The 21,339-nt window shown below is 59.5% G+C and carries 22 protein-coding genes and 1 tRNA gene; 16 read left to right on the plus strand and 7 right to left on the minus strand.

Annotated features, from left to right (window positions below; genetic code table 11):
- Positions 1–67 precede the first annotated feature (67 nt).
- Positions 68–514 carry a DMT family transporter gene (locus ACP0KA_RS21615; RefSeq protein ID WP_424630770.1) on the plus strand — a complete coding sequence of 149 codons (447 nt, stop codon included), beginning with the start codon at positions 68–70 and terminating at the stop codon, positions 512–514.
- Here the strand turns inward: ACP0KA_RS21615 and ACP0KA_RS21620 are convergent.
- Complete coding sequence (locus tag ACP0KA_RS21620) at positions 511–2,109, minus strand: ABC-F family ATP-binding cassette domain-containing protein (RefSeq protein ID WP_424630771.1); 1,599 nt, start codon at positions 2,107–2,109, stop codon at positions 511–513. The two genes, ACP0KA_RS21615 and ACP0KA_RS21620, sit on opposite strands and share 4 nt — an antisense overlap.
- A gap of 407 nt (positions 2,110–2,516) precedes the next feature.
- Between ACP0KA_RS21620 and ACP0KA_RS21625 the strand changes: the two genes are divergently transcribed.
- Positions 2,517–2,592, plus strand: a tRNA-Cys gene (locus ACP0KA_RS21625).
- Between the two features lie 414 nt (positions 2,593–3,006).
- Here the strand turns inward: ACP0KA_RS21625 and ACP0KA_RS21630 are convergent.
- A complete protein-coding gene (locus tag ACP0KA_RS21630; protein WP_424630772.1) occupies positions 3,007–3,249 on the minus strand; it encodes a hypothetical protein in 243 nt (80 codons plus the stop codon).
- A gap of 486 nt (positions 3,250–3,735) precedes the next feature.
- On the opposite strand from ACP0KA_RS21630, the gene ACP0KA_RS21635 reads away from it, so the two are divergent.
- The 7 genes from ACP0KA_RS21635 to ACP0KA_RS21665 all read left to right on the plus strand — a co-directional run bounded on the left by ACP0KA_RS21635 (position 3,736) and on the right by ACP0KA_RS21665 (position 13,182).
- Positions 3,736–6,774: a GAF domain-containing protein gene (locus ACP0KA_RS21635; protein WP_424631683.1), complete on the plus strand. Its 3,039-nt coding sequence runs from the start codon at positions 3,736–3,738 to the stop codon at positions 6,772–6,774.
- A 109-nt stretch (positions 6,775–6,883) separates the two neighbouring features.
- On the plus strand, positions 6,884–7,804 hold the full coding sequence (locus tag ACP0KA_RS21640) for a helix-turn-helix transcriptional regulator (protein WP_424630773.1): 921 nt from the start codon (positions 6,884–6,886) through the stop codon (positions 7,802–7,804).
- A 207-nt stretch (positions 7,805–8,011) separates the two neighbouring features.
- Positions 8,012–10,318 (plus strand): TonB-dependent siderophore receptor, encoded by a 2,307-nt coding sequence (locus ACP0KA_RS21645; RefSeq protein ID WP_424630774.1) that lies wholly within the window; start codon positions 8,012–8,014, stop codon positions 10,316–10,318.
- 42 nt (positions 10,319–10,360) lie between these two features.
- Positions 10,361–11,491 carry a PepSY-associated TM helix domain-containing protein gene (locus ACP0KA_RS21650; RefSeq protein ID WP_424631684.1) on the plus strand — a complete coding sequence of 377 codons (1,131 nt, stop codon included), beginning with the start codon at positions 10,361–10,363 and terminating at the stop codon, positions 11,489–11,491.
- Complete coding sequence (locus ACP0KA_RS21655; RefSeq protein WP_424630775.1) at positions 11,488–11,691, plus strand: hypothetical protein; 204 nt, start codon at positions 11,488–11,490, stop codon at positions 11,689–11,691. The genes ACP0KA_RS21650 and ACP0KA_RS21655 overlap by 4 nt, the downstream gene beginning before the upstream one ends.
- A gap of 95 nt (positions 11,692–11,786) precedes the next feature.
- The gene (locus ACP0KA_RS21660; RefSeq protein ID WP_424630776.1) at positions 11,787–12,695 is read left to right on the plus strand and encodes a formylglycine-generating enzyme family protein; all 909 of its coding nucleotides are present in this window, start codon (positions 11,787–11,789) and stop codon (positions 12,693–12,695) included.
- Positions 12,696–12,861: 166 nt separating this feature from the next.
- Positions 12,862–13,182 (plus strand): EF-hand domain-containing protein, encoded by a 321-nt coding sequence (locus ACP0KA_RS21665; protein ID WP_424631685.1) that lies wholly within the window; start codon positions 12,862–12,864, stop codon positions 13,180–13,182.
- A 13-nt stretch (positions 13,183–13,195) separates the two neighbouring features.
- Here the strand turns inward: ACP0KA_RS21665 and ACP0KA_RS21670 are convergent, their stop codons facing one another.
- Together ACP0KA_RS21670 and ACP0KA_RS21675 are read right to left on the minus strand one after the other, a co-directional pair.
- Positions 13,196–13,642, minus strand: a complete 447-nt coding sequence (locus ACP0KA_RS21670; protein ID WP_424630777.1) for a PAS domain-containing protein — start codon at positions 13,640–13,642, stop codon at positions 13,196–13,198.
- A 127-nt stretch (positions 13,643–13,769) separates the two neighbouring features.
- Positions 13,770–14,672, minus strand: a complete 903-nt coding sequence (locus ACP0KA_RS21675; RefSeq protein WP_424630778.1) for a LysR family transcriptional regulator — start codon at positions 14,670–14,672, stop codon at positions 13,770–13,772.
- A gap of 134 nt (positions 14,673–14,806) precedes the next feature.
- Between ACP0KA_RS21675 and ACP0KA_RS21680 the strand changes: the two genes are divergently transcribed.
- The 6 genes from ACP0KA_RS21680 to ACP0KA_RS21705 all read left to right on the plus strand — a co-directional run bounded on the left by ACP0KA_RS21680 (position 14,807) and on the right by ACP0KA_RS21705 (position 18,718).
- Entirely contained in the window at positions 14,807–15,505 is a 699-nt protein-coding gene (locus ACP0KA_RS21680) for an RNA polymerase sigma factor (protein ID WP_424630779.1), read from the plus strand.
- 198 nt (positions 15,506–15,703) lie between these two features.
- Positions 15,704–16,228 (plus strand): DUF4142 domain-containing protein, encoded by a 525-nt coding sequence (locus tag ACP0KA_RS21685; protein WP_424630780.1) that lies wholly within the window; start codon positions 15,704–15,706, stop codon positions 16,226–16,228.
- 9 nt (positions 16,229–16,237) lie between these two features.
- On the plus strand, positions 16,238–16,555 hold the full coding sequence (locus tag ACP0KA_RS21690) for a cupredoxin domain-containing protein (RefSeq protein ID WP_424630781.1): 318 nt from the start codon (positions 16,238–16,240) through the stop codon (positions 16,553–16,555).
- Between the two features lie 395 nt (positions 16,556–16,950).
- Positions 16,951–18,399, plus strand: coding sequence for an L-lactate MFS transporter (locus tag ACP0KA_RS21695; RefSeq protein ID WP_424630782.1), 1,449 nt, complete (start codon positions 16,951–16,953; stop codon positions 18,397–18,399).
- Between the two features lie 12 nt (positions 18,400–18,411).
- Positions 18,412–18,579, plus strand: coding sequence for a hypothetical protein (locus tag ACP0KA_RS21700; protein WP_424630783.1), 168 nt, complete (start codon positions 18,412–18,414; stop codon positions 18,577–18,579).
- Between the two features lie 13 nt (positions 18,580–18,592).
- Positions 18,593–18,718: an MFS transporter small subunit gene (locus ACP0KA_RS21705; RefSeq protein WP_424630784.1), complete on the plus strand. Its 126-nt coding sequence runs from the start codon at positions 18,593–18,595 to the stop codon at positions 18,716–18,718.
- Positions 18,719–18,739: 21 nt separating this feature from the next.
- On the opposite strand, the gene ACP0KA_RS21710 is transcribed toward ACP0KA_RS21705, so the two are convergent.
- Positions 18,740–19,624, minus strand: coding sequence for a LysR substrate-binding domain-containing protein (locus tag ACP0KA_RS21710; protein WP_424630785.1), 885 nt, complete (start codon positions 19,622–19,624; stop codon positions 18,740–18,742).
- 112 nt (positions 19,625–19,736) lie between these two features.
- On the opposite strand from ACP0KA_RS21710, the gene ACP0KA_RS21715 reads away from it, so the two are divergent.
- Positions 19,737–20,426 carry a peroxiredoxin-like family protein gene (locus tag ACP0KA_RS21715; RefSeq protein ID WP_424630786.1) on the plus strand — a complete coding sequence of 230 codons (690 nt, stop codon included), beginning with the start codon at positions 19,737–19,739 and terminating at the stop codon, positions 20,424–20,426.
- A 52-nt stretch (positions 20,427–20,478) separates the two neighbouring features.
- On the opposite strand, the gene ACP0KA_RS21720 is transcribed toward ACP0KA_RS21715, so the two are convergent.
- Positions 20,479–20,688 carry a hypothetical protein gene (locus ACP0KA_RS21720; RefSeq protein WP_424630787.1) on the minus strand — a complete coding sequence of 70 codons (210 nt, stop codon included), beginning with the start codon at positions 20,686–20,688 and terminating at the stop codon, positions 20,479–20,481.
- Positions 20,689–20,785: 97 nt separating this feature from the next.
- Entirely contained in the window at positions 20,786–21,178 is a 393-nt protein-coding gene (locus tag ACP0KA_RS21725; protein WP_424630788.1) for a hypothetical protein, read from the minus strand.
- Between the last annotated feature and the right edge of the window lie 161 nt (positions 21,179–21,339).

The following is a 21,339-nucleotide window of genomic DNA, read 5'->3' on the forward strand; positions in this document are numbered from 1 at the left end:
CGCGCGCCTCCCTTTAAATATGCGGCCGCAGGCCAGGAATGCCCAAGGAAAAGTCCAAGGAAAGCTCATGTCGAATTCGTTGATGCTGATGGTGCTGGCAGTCGTGTCAGGTGCGAGCATCGTTCTCCAGCAGGCGCTGAACGCCAATCTGCGCATGCTTCTGAACTCGGCGGCATGGTCCGGCTTTATGAGCTACTTCGTTGGCTTGCTGTGCATGATTGTGCTGGCCATTGCGTTACGCGATCCCATTCCCTCAATGAGCGTCGCGGCGCGCGTTCCGTGGTGGGCATGGAGCGGCGGCCTGTTCGGCGCGATCTTCATCGGTCTTGCGGTGGTGCTGGTGCCGAAGCTCGGGGCGGCGACTTTCTTTGCACTGCTGATCACGGGGCAGCTCGTCGCCTCGGTGGCGTTCGACCATTTTGGCCTGCTGGGTCTGGCACAGCGCTCCGTCGATCTGCCGCGCATCATCGGCGTGGCGTTGCTCATCGGTGGTGTTCTGCTCATCCGCCGTTAGATTTGCATTCGTGTCAACTCCAGCCGGCGGGTGATACCGATCGCCTCTAAGAAGGCATTGTCGTGGCTGACGACGAGCAGGGCGCCGTCATAAGCGCGCAGGCCCGCTTCCACAGCCTCGATGGCATCGATGTCCAGATGATTGGTCGGCTCGTCGAGGACCAGCAGCGGCGGCGGTGTTGAGCCGCCCAACACACAGGCAAGCCCTGCGCGCAGCATTTGTCCGCCGCTGAGTGTTGCGATGGTCTGTAGCGCAGCGTCGGCACGAAACATGAAACGCGCGAGCGCAGCACGGCAGGCGTTTTCATCCGCGTCGGGATTGATGCGCTGGAAATTGTCACGGATCGACACGGCCGGATCGAGCAGGCTGACGCGCTGGTCCAGCATCGCGAACGGCGTCATGGTCCGAACCGTCCCCGCCAAAGGCCGGAGTTGTCCGGTGATGACCGCGAGCAGTGTCGTCTTGCCCGCGCCGTTCGGTCCTGTGACTGCGATCCGTTCGGGGCCGGTGATGGCCAAGGAGAGGTCGCGGATGACCGGACGTTCCGAATGATAGCCCGCAGTCAGCCCATCGACTATCAGCACGGTCTTTCCCGCGGCCAGGCCGGTCGGCGGCACGATGACTGCAAGTGGCTGCAGCACTTCGATACGCTTGCGAGCGGTCGCTGCATCCTCAAGCGCCCGCGTGCGTCTGTGCTCGGCAAGTCGTGTATTGTCGCCGCCGCTGGCTTCGCTGCGGTCCTGCATGGCACCGAGCACGATGCGCGGCGTCCCGCCCTTGCGGCTTTGCTTTTTTCCTACGCTGTCCTTGCGCGTTTTGCGCTCCGCTGCTGCCTGAGCGCTGCGCGCGACCTCTGCCACGCGCTTCTCGGCATCGGCCAGATCATGCCGCGCGGCGGCAAGCTCCAATGCCTTCTGCTCACGATAGAGGCTCCAATTGCCGCCGTAGCGCGTCGCGCCGAGCGATGTCAGTTCGACAATGGCATCCATGGTCTCCAGCAACTCGCGATCATGGCTGACCACGATCGCGCCGGCGCGCCACTTTGCGAGCAAGGCAATCACCGCGTCGCGGCCGTCGCGGTCGAGATTGTTGGTAGGCTCGTCGAGCAGCAGGAAATCGGGCTGAGCAAAAGTCAGTGCCGCAAGGCTGGCGCGCGTGCGCTGTCCGCCCGACAATGTCGCGAGAGAGGTTTCGGGCTCTGCATCGAGACCAGCCTCGGTGAGCGCAGACGAAATCCGCGCCTCCAGCGTCCAGTCGGCGTCGGCAAGTTCATCGTTGCTGGCTTCGCCTGTCTCAGCGCGGTGAAGGACGGCGAGGGCCGTGCGGACGCCGAACAGGTCGGCGATGGTTTCGTCAACCGCCACCTGCACGCTTTGGCGCAGCACGCCGATCGTCCCGTTGACGGTGACGGTGCCTGCATGAGGAGGGAGCCCGCCCGCGATCAGCTTCAACAGTGTGGTTTTGCCCACACCGTTGCGGCCGACGAGGCCCGCGCGCTCGGCATTGAAGCTTAAACAAAGATCGGAAAAGAGTTGCCGGCCGTCAGGCGCGGACCAGGCAAGATGCGACAGTGTGATGGATGCAGATACGGACATGGATTTCCCCGGTGGCAAAGCGAACTGGCATTGCGGTCGGGTTGAAATCCATTGCTGCACACATCCTGTTGGAATTGATGCGCTCGTATAGGCCTGAAGCGGCGTGGGTGCAAGTCAGGTGCGTCGCGGCGCTCGGTGCAACACCAATCGCAGAGCGGTGTCTCATCTGTGTCAAAATAGAAAACCGAAAAAGGAGGGTGGCACACGCGGCCATCATCTCGGCTGTGGAGAAACAATCGCTATGCGATATTTTTTTAACATCTGTGCGGAATCCGACATTTGTCGTCGCTGCGCTGCAGTAACATCATCGTTCAGTGCTCTCTTTCTTTGCTGGATTTGGTTCCTCTTAACCAAAGTCAAAATGTGCCTTTGCCTTCGGGAATAATCTCGTGCAAGAAATTCGCATTGGCCCGGTGGCGGAATGTCTACGCGGGAGCGTCGCAAACGCTTCATATCCTGGTTCAAATCCAGGCTGGGCCTCCAACAATTCAAGGCTGAATTCAAAGCCCGGCAGCCTTACGGCTGCCGGGCTTTTTCGTTATCGCTTTCCATGCTGTGAGGCGCTCGCTCGATACCGATTGTGAGCACCGCATAGCCTGCGATCGCCATGAATGCGACTTCCCACCAGAACATCGGTCCCCCTGCCGATCCGGACAAATGCAATCGCGTTTAAGTTGTCCGAGGTGTGTTTGATGGCAGGGCGTTGCGCGTTCTCCAATGGTTGAAGAATTGTTGCCAACAGGCTGGAGAGCGCTTGCTTAATGTCCGGCAAGCGAAGAGGGAGCACATCGATTCAAATTTGAATGAGCTGCTGCGTCGCAATGTGCGGGTGTCTCGATCTGCTCATACATCCTGGCGCAGGCGGCGGACCCCGAGGTTTCGCCGGTGAGCGGATGATTAGAGCCGCGACACGCAGTCGTCGCAGCCGAACACGCCGATGATGCCGCTGAGGGTCCCGAGCGCGAAGGTCACTGCGGCAAGACATCCAATCGCAACGGACGAAGCGAACTCCAGCTCGCTGTCATCCGCGATAAGGGCTTCGGAGAGAACACATGAGGCCAGAAAGAGGAGCAGCGCGGCGACGATCTGAAATCGCCGCTTTCCCGCGCGCGGCTGTGCACCCAGTTTCAACGTGCTCATCAATCCGCCGAAGCGGCAGCTGCAGGGTGACGAAGCGCTGGTCTCCATTGGCCCCCCGAACGCTGTGATGCGGCGATCTCTGCCCGCGTTCGATCTTTATTGAAGCACGGATTTTGGGAACCGGAAAGGTATCGGGCAGTCGTATGGCTCGTGATGCGACATCTCTCGCCTGGCGTCCGGCAGAAGGTCGCCGACTACCGTACCGTCCGGGCGGTGTGCCGTTTAGACCAAGCCTCTGTGGATTAATCCTGCTTTATTTCAAGGGGATGGGAACCAATCCTGAGTTTACAGATTTTCAAGGATCACACCTTTGCCCCGAAGTGGGCAGCGGGCGCATTGGGGCGATGGGAATTGACTAAGTTACAGGGCAATACTGATTTTCTGACCGGTGATGGTGAACTGGCGGCTCTCATCGGGGCGCATGATTGGTCAGCTTCCCTCGGTCCCCCTGTATCTTGGCCGCAAAGCCTGAAAACCACGGTGGGCATGCTTCTGTGTTCACCCGTGCCGATCGTCCTGTTGTGGGGCGAGGACGGCATCATGATCTACAATGATGCCTATTCGATTTTTGCCGGAGGACGGCACCCGCAACTGCTCGGCAGCAAGGTGCGCGAGGGCTGGCCCGAGGTCGCCGATTTCAACGACAACGTCATGAAGGTCGGCCTGGCTGGTGGAAGGTTGTCCTACAAGGACCAAAACCTGGTGTTGTCCCGGCGAGGGCGCCCTGAACAGGCGTGGATGAATCTGGATTACTCGCCTGTCATCGACGAGAGCGGGCGGCCGGGCGGTGTCATTGCTATCGTGGTGGAGACGACCGAGCGTGTGCTCGCGGAGGCGCGGCGCAAGACGCTCGAAGATGCGCTCCGGGAGAACGAATCGCGGCTGCGCTTTCTCGATATGTTGGCTAAGGAAACCGCCAAGAGTGTCGATGCTGACGATATCCTGAGAACAACCACGAAGATGCTAGGGCGGTACCTCAAAGTCGCCGTCTGCGCTTATGCGGACATGGAGCCAGATCAGGACCACTTCACGATCCGCGGCGACTGGAATGCGCGGGGATCGGCGAGCATCGTCGGTTACTACAGCCTCGCCACCTTCGGGCAGCTCGCGGTGAAGAATTTGCGCGCGGGCCGTCCGCTCATTCTCAACAATATCGCTGTCGAACTCGTGCCTGAGGAAGCGCAGACTTTTCTACGCTTGGGACTGGCGGCGACGATCTGCATTCCGTTGGTGATCGAGGGCCGCCTGACCGCGCTCATGGCGATCCACGATAAGGTGCCGCGCAAGTGGAGCGACGATGAACTCGCGCTGTTGAGCGAGGTCACCGAGCGATCCTGGGCGCATATCCAGCGCGTGCGGGCGCAGCAGGCGGCGCTGGAAAGTGCGGACCGCCTCAATTTGGCGACGGAAGCCGCATCGATAGGAACTTGGGATTTCGATCCGGTCACGCATGTTCTGCGCTGGGATGAACGCTGCAAAGCCATGTTCGGTCTGCAGCCCGACGCGGAGGTCACCTACGATACGTTTCTGTCAGGTGTTCATCCGGACGATCGCGCGTCTACCCACGAGGCGGTGAAAACTGCACTGTCCGCAGCCTCGCGTGGGTCGTACGACATCGAGTACCGCACGATCGGGCTGAGCGATGGCGTCGAGCGCTGGATCGCCGCAACCGGAAATGCGATCTTCGATCACGGACACGCCACGCGCTTTGTGGGGACGGTGATCGATATCACCGCGCGGAAAAAGGCCGAACGCCATCTGCGCCTGCTGAACGATGCAGGTGCGGCAGTGGCGAAGGAGCTCGATCTCAACAAGATCGTGCAGATCGTCACCGATGCCGGTGTCGAGCTTTCCGGCGCGCAGTTTGGTGCCTTCTTTTATAATGTGCTCGACGAAAACGGTGCGAGCTATATGCTCTACGCTTTGTCGGGTGCGCCGCGCTCGGCGTTTGCGAACTATCCGATGCCGCGCTCGACGGCGGTTTTTGAGCCGACGTTTCTCGGCACCGGAGTGATCCGCTCCGACAATATCCTGAAGGATCCGCGTTACGGAAAGAACGCGCCGCGCAAGGGGATGCCGGAGGGCCATCTGCCCGTTCGCTCTTATCTCGCGGTGCCGGTGGTGTCGCGTTCGGGCGAGGTCCATGGCGGATTGTTCTTCGGTCATGCTGAAACGGGCAAGTTCTCGGTTGAACATGAGACCGCGCTGCTCGGCATCGCGGGCCATGCGGCGACAGCCATCGATAATGCCCGGCTGTTTCAGGCCGCGGAACGCGAACTGGCGGAGCGGCGGCGGGCGGAAGCCGCGCTTCAGGCGCTGAATTCCACACTCGAGCAGCGCGTCCGCGACGAAATTTCCGAGCGGCTGAAGACCGAGGAGCAGCTCCGGCAGGCGCAAAAGATGGAGGCCGTCGGTCAGCTCACCGGCGGCATCGCGCACGACTTCAACAACATGCTGGCGGTGACCATCGGTGGGTTGAACCTTGTTCAGCGCAAGCTGGATCGGGGAGAGACGGATATCCAGCGCTACATCGACAGCGCGATGGATGGCGCGAAGCGTTCCGCGAATCTGACGCAACGGCTGCTCGCGTTCTCGCGCCAACAGCCGCTCGCGCCGGAGACGATGAACGTCAACCGCATGGTTGCCGGCATGAGCGATCTTCTTTCGAGAACGCTGGGTGAGACGATCAATGTTGAAACCGTTCTCTCAGCGGGCCTGTGGCAGGTGAAGATCGATCCCGCGCAGCTCGAAAGCACGCTGCTGAATCTCTCCGTCAATGCGCGGGATGCGATGTCCCAAGGCGGCAAGCTCACCATTGAAACGACGAATGCCTATATCGATGAGAGATATGCGAAAGATTATGTCCTCGCGCCGGGACAATTCGTGCTCATCGCCGTGACGGATACCGGCACCGGCATGACACGCGACGTGATAGAGAAAGCGTTCGATCCGTTCTTCACGACGAAGGGAGTCGGCAAAGGCACCGGCCTTGGCCTCAGTCAGGTCTATGGGTTCGTCCGACAGTCCGGCGGCAACGTCAAGATTTATTCAGAGCCCAGCGTCGGGACCACGGTGAAGATTTATCTGCCGCGCCATCTCGGTGTCGCCGATGAGTACGTAGCAGTTTCTCCACAGAACAATATTTACGGCGGCCTCCACAGCGAGATCATCATGGTCGTCGAAGACGAGGAGCGGGTGCGGGCGATCTCCGTCGAAGCGCTACGCGATCTCGGCTACACCGTGGTCGAAGCGAGCCGGCCGACGGAAGCCATCCGCCTACTCGAGCAGGGGCAGCAGGTGCACTTGCTGTTCACCGACGTGGTGATGCCTGAGATGTCGGGGCGCGAGATGGCGGACATCTTGCGCAAGATGAAACCGAATCTGAAAATCCTGTTCACCACGGGCTATACGCGAAATGCGATCGTGCACAACGGGATCCTCGATGCCGGAACGCATCTCTTGTCGAAGCCGTTCAGCATTGATGCTCTGGCGGAGAAGGTGCGGACACTACTCGATCAACCCTAGTGTGATGGCTGAGTCGGCCGCATGGCTTTATTCCGCGTGTATTTTTCGAATTCATCTAAAGACATGCGCGATCTGTTGAGGCTTCAGACGCAGATCGTCATAGTGCCTTATGACTCACGTTTATGATCGAATTTTTGAGAATTACCGCGTTCTCGACGCCGAGAACCAGCCTATCGAAGACGTCTACTCAAAGCTCGCGTTCTGGCTGGAACCGCCTGGCTGTGTCGTCCAGCGCAGCGATTTCGCTTTGCCTGCGGACCTCCATTCCGACGGCATCGTCAAGCCCGGCCTATTTCTCTCCATCGTGCTCGAAGGAAAGGGGCGGGGAGGTACCAGCGACGGCGTCGACAGGCATTCCTATTGCGATAACCAGGTGCTCGCGATGGCGGTTCGCGAACCGACGCTGTGCAATGGCGATGTCGCTGGTGGCTCGCACATACGCGCGGTGGGCGTCGCGTTCCCGCTGCCGTCGATCCAGCGGCTCGGGCTGGAACGCGAATTCACCGAACTGTTCAGTATGACTGAGCGTCCCGTGTTTTCGATGAATATACCGGCGACGCCGCGCGTCCAGGCGCTGGCAGCGGACATGCTGTCGCCGACAATCGAGGGGCGGGCAGGCCAATTGTTGATCAAGGCGCAGGCGACAGAGCTGTTGGCGCGCTCGCTGTTCGCGCTACGCCATCATGCGGATATCGATCCGCCCTCTGGAAATAAGCGGGCGCGCCTGCAATCGGTGAAAGAGCTGATGGACGCCGATCCCAGCTATCCGTGGAGCATTGCGGAGCTGGCACGGCGCGCGGGATCGAGCCGCAGAACCTTCAACATCCAGTTTCGGGCGATCTATGGCGTCAGCGCCAATGACTACCTGAGAAATAAGCGGCTGGGCTTGGCGCGCGAAGCATTGGTCCACCAAAATCTGTCGGTAACGGAAGCGGCTTACGTTGCGGGCTATTCCAATCCCGCCAACTTCGCCACGGCCTTTCGCAAGTATTTCGGGGCTTCGCCGAGTACCTATCGCGCACAGCGGTAACAGGCTCCGCTAAGATTTCGCGCCAAGTTCGCCCAACGTACAGCGGCCGCGGAACAGAGCCTCCTTCGATAGCCTCGACAATCAATCAAAGATTTTCTGCGCAAGCGCAAAGGCGCCCCATTTCCAAATCTGCTTTTTCAAAGGCTTAGGCCGCAAGGCAGTGGAGATGGGGACTTTGTCATGGGGCTTACGGCTTCGAGAAGGATTTTGCGCGCCACATTCAAGGGCGCGCTTGGCATTGTGGTTTTCAGCGGCGGCTTTGAGGCGCCGCCATCGTTCGCCCAGTCTGCAGCACCGGAGCACGGAACGCAGTTGCCGGAAGTTCGCGTCACCTCCACGCGTAACCGTCCGCGTCAGCGTGTTGCGCCTGCTCCGGCGCCTGCACCCACGCAGACAACAGCTGCCCCAATCCCGACGCCCGAGAGTGGGACCGGTCCGGTCAACGGTGTTCTCGCGCACCAGAGCGTGACCGCGACCAAGACTGACACGCCGATCCTCGAGACGCCGCAGTCGATCTCTGTGATCACGAAGGATCAGGTGGCAGAGCAGGGAGCGCAAACGGTTCAGGAATCGCTGCGCTATTCGCCAGGTGTTGCTTTGCAGGGTTATGGCGCGAACGCATTCTTCGATGGATTCAAAATTCGTGGGTTCGACGCACCGCGTTATCTCGATGGTCTTCGGCTTCCGACCGACAGCACAACGTTCGCCATTCCGAAAATCGAACCGTATGGGCTTGAACGTATCGAAGTTTTGAAGGGGCCGTCATCGGGCCTCTATGGACAGTCAGATCCAGGCGGACTGCTGAACATGGTCAGCAAGCGGCCGACCGTGACGCCGCATTACGACTTCGAGACGACCTTCGGCAACTTCAACTACGAGCAAGGCGCGTTCGACATCGGCGGGCCAATCGATAAGAACGGCGAGTTTCTCTATCGCATTGTCGGCTTGGGCCGCTTGGCCGATACCCAGACTGACTTCATGCAGGACAACAAGCTCTTCATCGCGCCGAGTTTCACCTGGCGCCCGACCACGGATACGAGCTTCACGATCCTCTCGCAGTACCAGAAGATCGACAACAAGGGCTACCAGCAGTATGTGCCGGGGCAGGTTTCCTTCCTGCCAAATCCGAACGGCCCCGTTCCCTACAGCCGTTATCTCGGCGAGCCATCGGTTGACGGTTACAAGCTCGAACAGTCGATGATCGGTTACGCCTTCGAGCATCGTTTCGACAACAACATCCAGTTTCGCCAGAACATGCGTTACACGAAGGTCACCAACGATCTGCAGAGCACGCGCTCGGAGGGCATGGACCCTGTAAATCCCACACAGTTGGTGGCGCGATCCTATAACTACGTCAAAGCCGAGGCGGAGAATGTGACCCTCGACAACCAGCTGCAGGCGGATTTCAGGACGGGAATCTTGACGCACAAGGTTCTGGTCGGTGCGGACTATCTGCACCAGACCGGCAGCACGGATTACCGAACTCAGGGATCGATTATCTATTTTGACCCGGTATTCAACCCGACAAGCACCTTTCCCTCCATCAACGCATACAATCCGCGGTATGGCGCGTCGATCCCGCCATTTGCATCGTTGCCATCATTTATTTTGAGCGACAACAAGATCGATCAAGTTGGCCTTTATGCTCAAGACCAGATCAAGCTCGACCGCTGGATGCTGTCGCTGACAGGGCGTCAGGATTTCGTCAACACGGAGCTTGATGCGAAGGGAGTCTATCCGTTGCCTGGACTTTACCAGCGCTCGGACTCGGCGCAGACCGGCCGCGTCGGTTTGAGCTACCTATTCGATTTCGGACTCGCGCCTTACATCAGCTATTCAACGTCGTTCGTCCCGAATACCGGCGGCGGGCCTGATCTCAAGCCGTTCAAGCCGACCACGGGCGACGGCAAGGAGATTGGCGTCAAGTTTCAGCCCCTTGGCATGAACCTCATGGTCACGGCGGCTCTGTTTGAGATCAATCAGGATAACGTTCTGACTCCGGACCCGACGACGTTTGGCCTAACCTCCCTGCAGACCGATGCGGCGCGCTCACGCGGTTTCGAGATCGAGGCGAGGGGCAACGTCACGCGCGAGCTGGAGCTGATAGCCGGATTTACGACGATTGATCCCGTGGTCACGAAGAGCTCCGTGCCCGGCAAAACCGGCAAATATCTGCAGGGCGTTCCGCTTGATCAGGCATCGATGTGGGCGAAGTACACCTGGTTTGACGGAGGTCTCGCTGGCTTTGGTATCGGCGCCGGCGTCCGTTACGTAGGCCAGAGCTACGGCGATGACCTCAATACCTTCGTCATTCCGTCGTACACGTTGTTCGATGCCAGCGTCAGCTACGATCTCGCGTACTGGCGGCCGGACTTGAAGGGCTGGAAAGCACAGATCAACGCGACCAACCTGTTCGACAAGTATTACACGGTGTCCTGCCTGACAGGTCTGCCTTATTGCGGTTTGGGCACCTCGCGCACCGTCCTCGGCACGCTGAAATACGCGTGGAACTAGGAGGGCGATGTGACGAGCGGAGCGCTGCGCAAATGGGGCTGGGTGCACAAGTGGTCGAGCATCGTCTGCACGGTGTTCATGCTAATGCTGTGCATCACCGGCCTGCCGCTCATCTTCCATCACGAGATCGACGATCTGCTCCATGAGGAAGTCAAGGCAGCGGTGGTGCCCGAGGGGACGCCGCTGGCCAATCTGGACTCGGTGGTCGCCAATAGCCTCGCCAAGGAGCCGGGACATGTTCCTCACTTCCTGATCTGGGATGACGACGACCCCAATTCGCTGATGGTCAGCATCGGAAAGTCGATCGATGTGGACCCATCCACCAACCGCCTTGTGCGGGTGGATGCACATACCGCCGCCTATCTCGACGCGCCCGATGTCACCGGCCGCTTCACTTACATCATGCTGAAGCTGCACACCGACATGTTCGCAGGCCTGCCCGGCAAACTTTTTCTCGGCCTGATGGGCATCCTGTTCTGTGTCGCGATCATTTCAGGGATTGTGGTCTACGCGCCGTCGATGCGGAAGCTGAAGTTCGGTACCTATCGCAGTGGGCGGCCGCGCGTGGTGCGCTGGCTCGACATCCACAATCTCTCAGGCATCGTGCTGGTGATGTGGATGCTGGTGGTGGGCTTCACCGGTGTCATCAACACTTGGGCCGAGCTCGTCATCAAGATCTGGCAATTCGGCCAGCTCGCGGAAATGACGGCGCAATACAAGGACAAGCCGCCGCCGGCGCGTCCGTCGTCGATCGACGCCGCGGTGCAGGTGGCATTGCGGGCCGAGTCGAACATGAAGCCGGCGTTCGTGGCGTTTCCCGGAACCATCTTCTCGAGCAAGAGCCACTATGCCGTCTTCATGCGTGGCAACACGCCGCTGACATCGAAGCTCTTGAAGCCCGCGCTGATCGATGCCGAAACCGGGCAGATGACCGACAGCCGAGAGTTGCCATGGTATGTGTCCACTCTGCTGGTTTCGCAACCGTTGCACTTTGGCGATTACGGCGGCATGCCGCTCAAGATCATCTGGGCGATCCTCGACATCATCACCATCGCGGTGCTGATCACCGGCCTTTATCTGTGGTTACGGCGGCGCCAGTCGGGCGTGAGCATCGAGCACGCCGTTGTCAGCAGTGCATCGACACCCTCTGACCGTCCGGTGTTCACGTCATGACCGGACGACGGTTTCATTCGCCGCGGCGTCAGACACTCGGCCAGATCTTCCTGGTCCCGCTCGTGCTCGGTATTCTCAGCACCGTTGGCCTGATCTCGGCGCTGGTCGGCGACGGCGTGTGGGACGGCGTGTCATGGATCACGCTTGGCATTCCGATCCTGCTGTGCGCTTATTTTCTGCTTAAGCCGCGCCGCAGTTAAACACTGTTACGCGTGAAACCTACGTCATATGGGGTCTTTACACCGTTACAGCGACGTCTCACGCTTGGCCGAATGTTGAATCGGTGGAGGGGGTTATGTGCCGGACTTCAACGATATCGCAAGGCTTTGTCGCTGTGGTCGTAACGAGCTTTGCGGGCCTGTGCTGCCCGGCTGTTGAAGCGGTTGCTCAGAGCGCGATGAAGCAGCCTCGCAAATCCGAGCTGACCGTCCTGACAGCTCGAGCGGAAAAGGCGAGGGCCGCCAAACCGGGTTCGACGTTCAAGGAATGCGCGAAGGGCTGTCCGGAAATGGTTGTCATTCCTGCCGGTCAATTCACCATGGGCTCGCCGGCAAATGACCCCGACCGCGCAGACAGCGAAGGCCCGCAGCATAAGGTGGCCATCGCAAAGCCATTCGCCGTCTCCAGGTTCGAAGTCACATTCGACGATTGGGATGCATGCACGGTTGCCTTTGCCTGCGCACAGGTCCCCGATCATTGGGGACGTGGAAAAATGCCGGTCATCAACGTGAGCTGGGAAGATGCCAAGGCCTATGTCGTCTGGCTCTCGCAAGTCACCGGCAAGGACTATCGCCTGCCGACCGAGGCTGAATGGGAGTATGCGGCGCGCGCCGGCACGACTACGCGCTATTATTGGGGCGATGATGCGGCAGCCGGCGATGCCAATTGCGATGGCTGTGGCGGTGACTGGAAGCTGCAGCAGACCTCGCCCGTCGGAACGTTCAAGCCAAATGCGTTCGGGTTGCACGATATGGTTGGCAATGTTTGGGAGTGGGTCGAGGATCCATGGCACGAGACTTACGTCGGCGCGCCGACGGATGCCTCAGTATGGCTTCAGGATAGCGATCCAAATTTCCGTATGGTCCGCGGTGGCTCCTGGCGCAACGAGAGCGAGCGTGTCCGTTCGGCCAGTCGCGTCAGGCGCAACCGTCTTGTTGAGTTCGATACCCTCGGTTTCAGGGTCGCGAGGACGATGGCGCCCTGAACGGCGGCAGGAACCCAGCTGTTTCCATGGCGCCGGCGTGCTATTCTCGCGTTTCCATTTCCCTGCGGAGACATCGCCCATGATTACGCGCCGCGTTGTTGTTCAGATGTTACTTGCGGTTTGTGCCGTCGGCGTCGTCACACCCGTTCTCGCAAGGTCACGTCAGATGGGGCCGATCGGTCTGCTCGATACGGACAATGACGGGACCGTCGATCTGGAGGAGGCCAAGCGCGCGGCGTCTGCCGTATTCGATCGTCTGGAGAAGGATAAGGACGGCACGCTCGATGCGCGTGAGCTGAGGGGACGCCTGACCGCTAAAGAACTGACAGCCGCCGATCCCGACAACGATGGGACGTTAACGAAGGATGAATATCTCGCGGTGGTCGAGCAGCGCTTCAAGGCCGCGAATCCTGACAACGACGGCACCATCGATGCGAAGGAATTCAAGACCAGGGCGGGCCAGGCCTTGCTGCGGCTTTTGAAGTGATCTCTGAAGTCGTTCAGCTGAAAGGCGATAGATTGCAGCGAACTGATTCAGCGAGCTTGCGTTTCAGGTCGCGGATTTCCTCGAACCGATGCGTCACATCGCGCAACAGCGCCACCATCCCATTCGGGTTCTGCTCCGGATCATGCAGCATGGCGATGGTGAAATCGACCGAGATGCGTTTGCCGAACTTGGTCATGGCAGGGACCGACAGCGTTTCGCCCTCGCCATAGCGGCTGTGGCCGGTCACCATCACCTCGCGATAGCCCGCCCAGTGCCGCGTCCTCAAGTTCTCCGGGATGATGATGTCGAGGGATTGCCCAAGGGCTTCGTCCGCTGTGTAACCGAAGATGCGGACTGCGCCGGGATTCCAGAAGGTGATGAGGCCGTCGCGATCGGTCGCAACGATCGCGTCCGATTTCGTGGCGAGCAGGGCATCGACAATCGCCGATGAAGCAGTCATGGCAGGATCCAATAGTTTGACGAGGGAACTTCAATCGACACTGCGTCCGGGCTGGGCGGCTGACAAACGAGAAATACTACATTGATCTATCGAAGAAGCCGATAGGTCGGAATCCGCAATTCCCGTTCTAGCGCGCGATGCGGTGGGTGCGCTTGGCAGCGGCAGGCTTGGTTTTAGTGGCTGTCTTCAACGCCGCAAGGCTTTGCATGATGTCAATGGCGTTGGCGAAGACATCGCGCTCGCTGTCGAGCGGATAGATCACGTAGGCCGGCATGAAGAATTCTGGCGCCTTTTTGACCACATGGAGCGTCTTGGCGGCGAGATAGGGCAGCACGATCCGCATCGGGAAGTAGCCGGAGCCGCCATTCATCAGGATGTGTTGCAGCCCCAACCAGCCGATATTGGCGGTGAGCGGTGGGGCACCGAAGCTTGGAAAGCAGGCGCTGTGTCGCGCATAGAACTCCGGTCCCCAATCGACATAGACATAGCCGGCCTGCGGCTCAGGCGTGCTCGTGCGCGCGTTGGTGGACACCATGACGAGGCGTTCCTCGAACAACTGCTCAACCTTCAGTCCCGGACGACTTTGCGGGGTGTACATCACGCCAATGTCGATGCGGCCCTCGATCAGCCCCTGCATGATGTCCGGCTCCAGCCCGCTCTCGGCCCGGATCGAGATCGTGGGATGCTCCGCCTGCATGCGCGAAAGCCAGTGCACCAAGAATTCTTCCCACAGGCCGATGCGTCCGCCGACAGTGAGCGTACCGCTGAAGCCCTCCGGAATGCCGATATCGTGCCGGGCCTGTTCGACGGTTCGCACGAGAATAGAGGCGTGGCGCTGAAACTGTCGGCCTGCCGAGGTGAGATTGGTCCCGGCCTTGTTGCGCACGAACAGGATGCACCCCAGTTGCTCCTCCAGGGTATGAATGCGGGTGCTGACGGTGGACTGGCTGACGTGAAGCCGTTCAGCGGCGGTAATGAAGTTTCCCGATTCCACCACCTTGAGAAACGTGCGTGCCAGCTCGGTGTCCATGCTTGTTCCCGAAATTATCGACGTTCCCGATATCAAAGGCAGATCGTATTCGATTGTCAAAACCAACGAAGATGTGGATTTCTTGGGAACCTTTTTCGAGCCCGGCCATCTAACGGGCAACAGGAGAACCAGCCATGACCCAAGCCACGGGACTGCGCCCCCAGGAGCGGGCTGCACCATCGCCGGATACCGATCTGGTGCACCGCGCCATTGCCCGGGATGGCGAGGCGTTCCGCACGATCATTCAGCGGTACAACCAACGGCTCTACCGCATGGCGCGCAGCATTTTGAAAAATGACACGGAAGCGGAAGACGCCGTGCAGGAGGCCTACATCCGTGCCTTCACCCATCTCGAAAGTTTTCGCGGCGATTCCAGCCTCGGGACCTGGCTGTCCCGCATCGTGATCAACGAAGCGCTCGGGCGATTGCGGGCGCAGCGTCCCAGTGTCGATATTGACGCATTCGAGCAGCCGCGCGTGGCGGCCGAAATCATTCAATTTCCCCTCGCGACGAAACCCGATGACCCGGAACGAACCATGGCACAGCGCCAGCTTTTGCAGCTTGTGGAACAGGCAACCGATAACCTTCCGGAGGTGTACCGGATCGTTTTCACGGCCCGTGTCATCGAAGGTCTGAGCGTAGAGGACACTGCCGAAATCCTCGGCCTGCGTCCTGAGACCGTGAAGACGCGGCTGCACCGCGCGCGGCGGCTGGTGCGTGAACAACTCGACAAGCAAATTGGTCCGGTGCTGATGGATGCGTTTCCGTTTGCAGGAAAGCGCTGCGAGCGGATGACGGAGACGGTGATGCGGCGGCTCGGGTTTTCGGACTAACACGAGCTTTCGGGGCAGCGAGTTCGATGCGCGGCGTTGCCGGGGCGGGAGGGAGCATGCTTTCTCTATCCCATGTTCATCAGCGTTCGAGATGCACTTTTTTCAGAAACCTTTTTCACCGGCATCCATCCAACGCGGGTGAGTTCTCACCAACGCGGGCGCTGCAACGGTGTGCGCCTGAACGAAAGGATCGATGTCATGTTCGTCAAACTAAGTGCGGCGGCCGCCGCTCTAGCGCTGCTCACTGGAGGCGCGTATGCCCAGCAGGCAGCCAAGCCTACCGATCCGCAGATCGCGCACATCGCCTACACCGCCGGAGTGATCGATGTCACTGCCGCGAAGCAGGCGCTTTCGAAATCGAAAAACAAGAAAGTTATCGCGTTCGCGAATGACATGGTGCGTGACCATGAAGCCGTGAACAAGCAGGCCTTGGACCTCGTCAAGAAACTGAAAGTGACGCCGGAAGACAACGACACCAGCAAAGCGCTATCCAAACAGGCTGCGGAAAAGCAGACCGAATTGTCGAAGCTGTCAGGCGCTGCTTATGACAAAGCATATGTTGCCAACGAGGTTGCCTATCACAAGACGGTCGACAGCGCGTTGGAAACGACGCTCATTCCGTCCGCCAGCAATGCGGAGTTGAAGGATCTGCTGAAGACTGGGTTGAAGATATTTGAGGGCCACCTGAAACATGCCGAGCACGTTGCCTCGGAGTTGAAGTGAGACGCGGGTATGTCGCGTCGCATTTTCTCCTTTGCTTTCGTTGCAATGTCGGTGCTGTCGCTCTGTTCGGCGCGAGCCGACACCATTCATGTCGTCATCGAAAAGCTGGGATACGAACCAGCGCAAATCAATGCGAAGGTTGGCGACACCGTGGAGTGGGAGAACAAGGACGTAATTGCGCATACGGCCACCGTCCGCGGCGATTGGGATGTCCTGATTCCGGCGAAGAAAACAGCGAGCGTTGTTCTGAAGAAGGCGGGTGACGTTGAATATTACTGCCGCTTTCATCCCAACATGACGGCACATATCGCGGTCGCTCCGCGCTGATCGTTGCGATCGCTTTCATCAAGGCCAAAGACGCGCGATGTCACATCGCGCGTCGTTTTTATTGCGCGTCGTTGCGTCGAGAGTCGCCCAAAGGCTATGAAATCTTCATATCTGAAATATCGATATCAGCCTGCAGGATTATTCGTTTGTTCAAAAAGAACCGCATGGTTACCTTTTGATTCAAGGTGGCCGGCGAAGGCGTGGGATTCAGCAATTGTTTCTCCCCAAGGGACACGCAGGAAACTGTCGACGCCGGTCACCTCACCAATAAGGGTCGCACACAACGTGCAGACGGATGGGTGTGTTCATGTCTCGCCGCGATGTGCGGCTTGAGAGAGGGACGGCGCTGTTCGTGAGAAGCCCGAAAAAACATTCAGAAAAAGGGGAACACGTTTATGGCTGCTGTCGTCGATCACACCGAGACTTATTCCACGTCATGGCTTCCGTTTCTTGACCGCTCTCGGACCGTTGCAAAGCCGGGCTACAGCCGATGGATGGTGCCGCCTGCTGCTCTTTGCGTCCACCTGTGCATCGGTCAGGCTTATGCGTTCAGCGTCTTCAATCTGCCGATGACGAAGCTGCTCGGCATCTCGCAATCGGCGCCGGGCGATTGGAAGCTGACGGAGCTCGGCTGGATCTTCTCCATTGCGATGCTGTTCCTCGGTCTTTCATCGGCGGTGTTCGGGCGTTGGGTCGAGGAGGGCGGCCCGCGCAAGGCGATGTTCACCGCGGGGATCTGCTGGGCCAGCGGCTTCATGATCTCCGCGCTCGGCATTCATCTGCACAATCTTTGGCTGCTCTATATCGGCTATGGCGTCGTCGGCGGCTGTGCGCTCGGCATCGGCTACATTTCGCCGGTCTCGACATTGATGAAGTGGTTTCCGGATCGCCCGGGCATGGCGACCGGCATGGCGATCATGGGCTTCGGCGGCGGCGCGCTGATCGCGTCACCGTTGTCGGTGTGGCTGATGAGCAAGTTCGCATCGCCGACTGATGTCGGCGTGCTGCAGACCTTTATCGTGCTCGGCTGCATCTATTTCTGCTTTATGATGTTCGGCGCGATCATCGTGCGCGTACCCGCACCGGGCTGGAAGCCCGAAGGCTTTGTGCCTGCTTCCGCCGCTTCCAAGAAGATGATCACGATGAACGACGTCTATGTCTACGACGCGATCAAGACGCCGCAGTTCTGGCTGATTTGGGTCGTGCTGTTCATCAACACCACAGCAGGCATCGGCGTGTTGGGACAGGCGTCAGCCATGAGCCAGGAGATGTTCCCGGGGCATATCACGCCGGTCGCTGCTGCTGGTCTTGTGGGCCTGATGTCGCTGTTCAATATGGGCGGGCGGTTTAGCTGGGCGTCGTTGTCCGATTACATCGGCCGCAAGAACACGTACTTCGTCTACATGACGCTCGGCCTCATCATGTACGTGACGGTGCCTTACGCAGGCGGCCACGGTAATATCGCGCTGTTCGTGATCTGCTTCCTGGTCATCGTCAGCATGTATGGCGGCGGCTTCTCCACGGTGCCGGCCTACCTGCGCGACATGTTCGGCACACGTTACGTCGGCGCCATTCACGGTATCCTGTTGACGGCATGGTCCGCTGCCGGTGTCGCCGGACCGGTGCTGATCAATTACATCCGTGAGTACAATGTGACGCACGGTGTTCCGAAAGCACAGGCGTATAATGTCACCATGTACATCATGGGCGGGCTGTTCGTGATCGGCTTCATCGCGAACCTCTGCATCAAGGCGGTAGACAAGCGCTACCACATGGTGAAGGAGGTCGAGCCGAACACCACGGATGCAGCAGCACCAGCAGCCGCGGTGCCCGGGCGCGCATAGGGAGACTCCCTCATGTCGATCCAGAACACGACGCCGCATTCGCATCTGACCTTCTGGCAATTGGTGCTCGCCTGGGGCGCGCACCGTTTGTCGGAAGCCTTGGAAGCGAACAAGCTGAAACATTCGACGGACGAGATCGCTGCCCTCGTTGCCCGCAGCGGGAATCCGTCAGGCACATAAGGAATTTGTGATCATGCAAAACAACGAAGTATCGCAGACAAGCACATTGCAGTTGGTGTTGGCGTGGAGCATTGCCGGCATCCCGTTGCTGGCGGGCGTCGCGCAAACGCTCGTCAATGCCATGAAGCTGTTCCAGTAAGCCGAGGGAGAGCCGCCGCTTTCACTCCGAAATCTTTGACGCAAGATAATCGGAGAATGCTCGCACTTTCGATGAGGGGCGGCGGCCGCCTGGATACAGCGCGTGAACATCGACAGCGTCGAGTTCGTAGTCGGTGAGCACCGGCACCAGCGTTCCGGCTTCAAGTTCTGCCCTGCACATCCAGCGCGAGACGATCGCAATGCCGAGACTGGCTTTCGTGCAGGCGATCAGGCCTTCGGCTGACGCCACCCGCACGGGACCTTCCACCTCGATCGATGTCAGTGTGCCGGATCGTTTGAAGCTCCAGCCGCGCCGTCCCGAATGTCCGGGGCCTGTCAGGCAATCGTGTGCGGAGAGGTCAGTCAGCATCCGCGGCGTACCACGCGCGGCGAGATAAGCGGGGGAGGCCACCGCGAGGCGAGGGGCGCGGCCGAGCAGCCGTGCACCGAATGAAGAGTCCGTCAGCGCGCCGAGTCGAAGCGCCATGTCGGCGCCTTCAGCGACAAGATCCTCCGCGCGATCCGATATCTGCAGTTCGATCTTCAGTTTCGGATGCTGCGCAAGAAACGCGGGCAGATGCGGAATGACTTCGCGCGTTCCGAACGCGCCGGAGAGGGCGATGCGCAACAGGCCGCTCAGGCTGTCCACCCCGCGCGCGAGGTTCTCGGCCTCATCGAGATCGCCGAGCACTTGACGTGCACGTTCCAGAAATGCCGTGCCCGCGTCGGTCAGCGTGACCTGACGCGTCGTCCGTAACAGCAGCTTCACGCCGATGCGGGCCTCAAGCGACGCCACCATCCGCGACACGGAAGGCTGGGATACGCCGAATTCCCGCGCCACCCGGGAGAAACTGCCGGTTTCCGCGGCGCGGACGAAGGCGGTCAGTTCCTGCAGGCGATCACTCATACAGCATATGTATAAATGAGATGCATAATGACTGTCTACCCGCCGTACAACGTAGAAGTCATGTTCCCTCCCGCGGGCCAGCCACTTCGGCGGCCACAAACGGAGAGAAACAATGACCCAGCAAAGCCGCCTTCAAGACCGCCTTGATGCCTTCAAAGCCGACTTCGAAGCCGGCAAGCCGCCGTATAATGTGCCGCCGTCCGTGATCGAGATCATGCATCGCGCCACCGAGGAGCTGATCGCTTCGGGGCAGGCGGAACGCGCCAAGAAAGCAGGCGACGTCGCCCCTCAATTCGTCCTCAGCGATCCGGATGGCCGTCCCGTCAGTTCTGCCGACCTGTTGTCTCGCGGACCGCTCGTCGCCACTTTCTATCGCGGTGTGTGGTGTCCTTATTGCAATATGGAGCTCGAGGCGATCCAGGCGGCACTTCCGGACATCGAGGCGCGTGGTGCGAATGTCATTGCGATCTCGCCGCAGACGCAGCCAAACAGCCGCAAATCGACGCGCCAGAACAGCCTGACGTTCCCGATCCTCAGCGACACGTTGGGGCAAGTCGGCGATGCATTCGGTCTGCGCTTTGCGCTGCCTGATTATCTCGTCGAACTCTACAAGAGCCTGAAGAACGATCTGCCGAACTTCAACGCGGATCCGTCGTGGACGCTGCCGATGCCGGCTCGCTACGTGATTGGGACCGATGGCGTGATCGCTTATGCCGAGGTCAATCCCGACTACACCAAGCGTCCCGATCCGTCTGAGCTGCTGCCGGTGCTCGACAAGCTCGCTGCCCGCGCGGCCGCATGAATCGTCAAGGGCACGGCATCGCGCCGTGCCCCTTTTTTTGCGCGACTCCGCTTCAGCTGTGCGAGTTAGGGCCGTGAAGAATGATCTGATGGTTATCGTTGGCCGTTACGATTTCGCCGTCGAGCCAGTCCTGCTCGTTGGCTAATGCGGTCCATGCGCGAGCCATGCGGCGATACCGCAGGCAATCCTGCTCTCTGACTGCTCGTTCCGCGAGCCGCATGCAATTCTCTGCATTTTCCCTGAAAATGATCGACTGCCTCATCGTTCTGACTCCATGGTCGATTTGACAGCTACGGTCGCAAAGAGGCCCGTCATCATTCGCGGGCCGATATATCCGGATCTTGATTTCAAACGTCGTATCAGTGCTTTTTCGATTTTTGCCGATCTGCTCGAAGGTTTTGGAATTCGTCTGGTCCCTTGATCAATCGCCGCTTGCGATAGGCTTTATCGTCATTGGCAGTTGCATCGTCGATCATGTCATCGATCACCCTGCCGGCCATTTCGGACGCGCGGGCTTTTTGATCCGAACGTCGTGCTCGTTTGGCCGACTTGCCTTCGGTTACGGATTCATCCGCAGCCAGTCCCAACTCGACCAAGCGGCGGACAGCTGCTGAAATTTGGGGCGTATCCGGCTGTTTTTCGGCCCACTTCACGACAGCACCGCGCAGCTTCGTTGGAAATCGGATGGCCATGGTGGGGTCGCGGCCGACGTCCGGGCGGGTACTCGTTCGTTTGGAGAGTGGTTGTCCCATCAAAACTCCATCGGTCGGAAGAGTCGGTTACTTACTCCGGCATCGCTGCCGAATTGTTCAGATCGACTTGGTGGGCTCGTTTGACGACCTCCCGCCCATCAAGGGTGTAGAGGTGAGTCGTATGACGCACGTGACGGTGGACGTGCAGATATGCAGTTTTA

The organism is Bradyrhizobium sp. SYSU BS000235, from assembly GCF_049747295.1.
Taxonomy (GTDB): Bacteria; Pseudomonadota; Alphaproteobacteria; order Rhizobiales; family Xanthobacteraceae; genus Afipia.

What these genes read in the sequence shown, in the direction of transcription:
- ACP0KA_RS21720 (WP_424630787.1), bottom strand. Translation starts at nt 20,688, where the DNA reads ATGAGGCAGTCGATCATTTTCAGGGAAAATGCAGAGAATTGCATGCGG.
- ACP0KA_RS21710 (WP_424630785.1), bottom strand. Translation starts at nt 19,624, where the DNA reads ATGAGTGATCGCCTGCAGGAACTGACCGCCTTCGTCCGCGCCGCGGAA.
- ACP0KA_RS21635 (WP_424631683.1), top strand. Translation starts at nt 3,736, where the DNA reads ATGCTTCTGTGTTCACCCGTGCCGATCGTCCTGTTGTGGGGCGAGGAC.
- ACP0KA_RS21665 (WP_424631685.1), top strand. Translation starts at nt 12,862, where the DNA reads ATGGGGCCGATCGGTCTGCTCGATACGGACAATGACGGGACCGTCGAT.
- ACP0KA_RS21680 (WP_424630779.1), top strand. Translation starts at nt 14,807, where the DNA reads ATGACCCAAGCCACGGGACTGCGCCCCCAGGAGCGGGCTGCACCATCG.
- ACP0KA_RS21705 (WP_424630784.1), top strand. Translation starts at nt 18,593, where the DNA reads ATGCAAAACAACGAAGTATCGCAGACAAGCACATTGCAGTTGGTGTTG.
- ACP0KA_RS21640 (WP_424630773.1), top strand. Translation starts at nt 6,884, where the DNA reads ATGACTCACGTTTATGATCGAATTTTTGAGAATTACCGCGTTCTCGAC.
- ACP0KA_RS21700 (WP_424630783.1), top strand. Translation starts at nt 18,412, where the DNA reads ATGTCGATCCAGAACACGACGCCGCATTCGCATCTGACCTTCTGGCAA.
- ACP0KA_RS21690 (WP_424630781.1), top strand. Translation starts at nt 16,238, where the DNA reads ATGTCGCGTCGCATTTTCTCCTTTGCTTTCGTTGCAATGTCGGTGCTG.
- ACP0KA_RS21695 (WP_424630782.1), top strand. Translation starts at nt 16,951, where the DNA reads ATGGCTGCTGTCGTCGATCACACCGAGACTTATTCCACGTCATGGCTT.
- ACP0KA_RS21655 (WP_424630775.1), top strand. Translation starts at nt 11,488, where the DNA reads ATGACCGGACGACGGTTTCATTCGCCGCGGCGTCAGACACTCGGCCAG.
- ACP0KA_RS21675 (WP_424630778.1), bottom strand. Translation starts at nt 14,672, where the DNA reads ATGGACACCGAGCTGGCACGCACGTTTCTCAAGGTGGTGGAATCGGGA.
- ACP0KA_RS21685 (WP_424630780.1), top strand. Translation starts at nt 15,704, where the DNA reads ATGTTCGTCAAACTAAGTGCGGCGGCCGCCGCTCTAGCGCTGCTCACT.
- ACP0KA_RS21620 (WP_424630771.1), bottom strand. Translation starts at nt 2,109, where the DNA reads ATGTCCGTATCTGCATCCATCACACTGTCGCATCTTGCCTGGTCCGCG.
- ACP0KA_RS21725 (WP_424630788.1), bottom strand. Translation starts at nt 21,178, where the DNA reads ATGGGACAACCACTCTCCAAACGAACGAGTACCCGCCCGGACGTCGGC.
- ACP0KA_RS21715 (WP_424630786.1), top strand. Translation starts at nt 19,737, where the DNA reads ATGACCCAGCAAAGCCGCCTTCAAGACCGCCTTGATGCCTTCAAAGCC.
- ACP0KA_RS21630 (WP_424630772.1), bottom strand. Translation starts at nt 3,249, where the DNA reads ATGAGCACGTTGAAACTGGGTGCACAGCCGCGCGCGGGAAAGCGGCGA.
- ACP0KA_RS21670 (WP_424630777.1), bottom strand. Translation starts at nt 13,642, where the DNA reads ATGACTGCTTCATCGGCGATTGTCGATGCCCTGCTCGCCACGAAATCG.
- ACP0KA_RS21660 (WP_424630776.1), top strand. Translation starts at nt 11,787, where the DNA reads ATGTGCCGGACTTCAACGATATCGCAAGGCTTTGTCGCTGTGGTCGTA.
- ACP0KA_RS21615 (WP_424630770.1), top strand. Translation starts at nt 68, where the DNA reads ATGTCGAATTCGTTGATGCTGATGGTGCTGGCAGTCGTGTCAGGTGCG.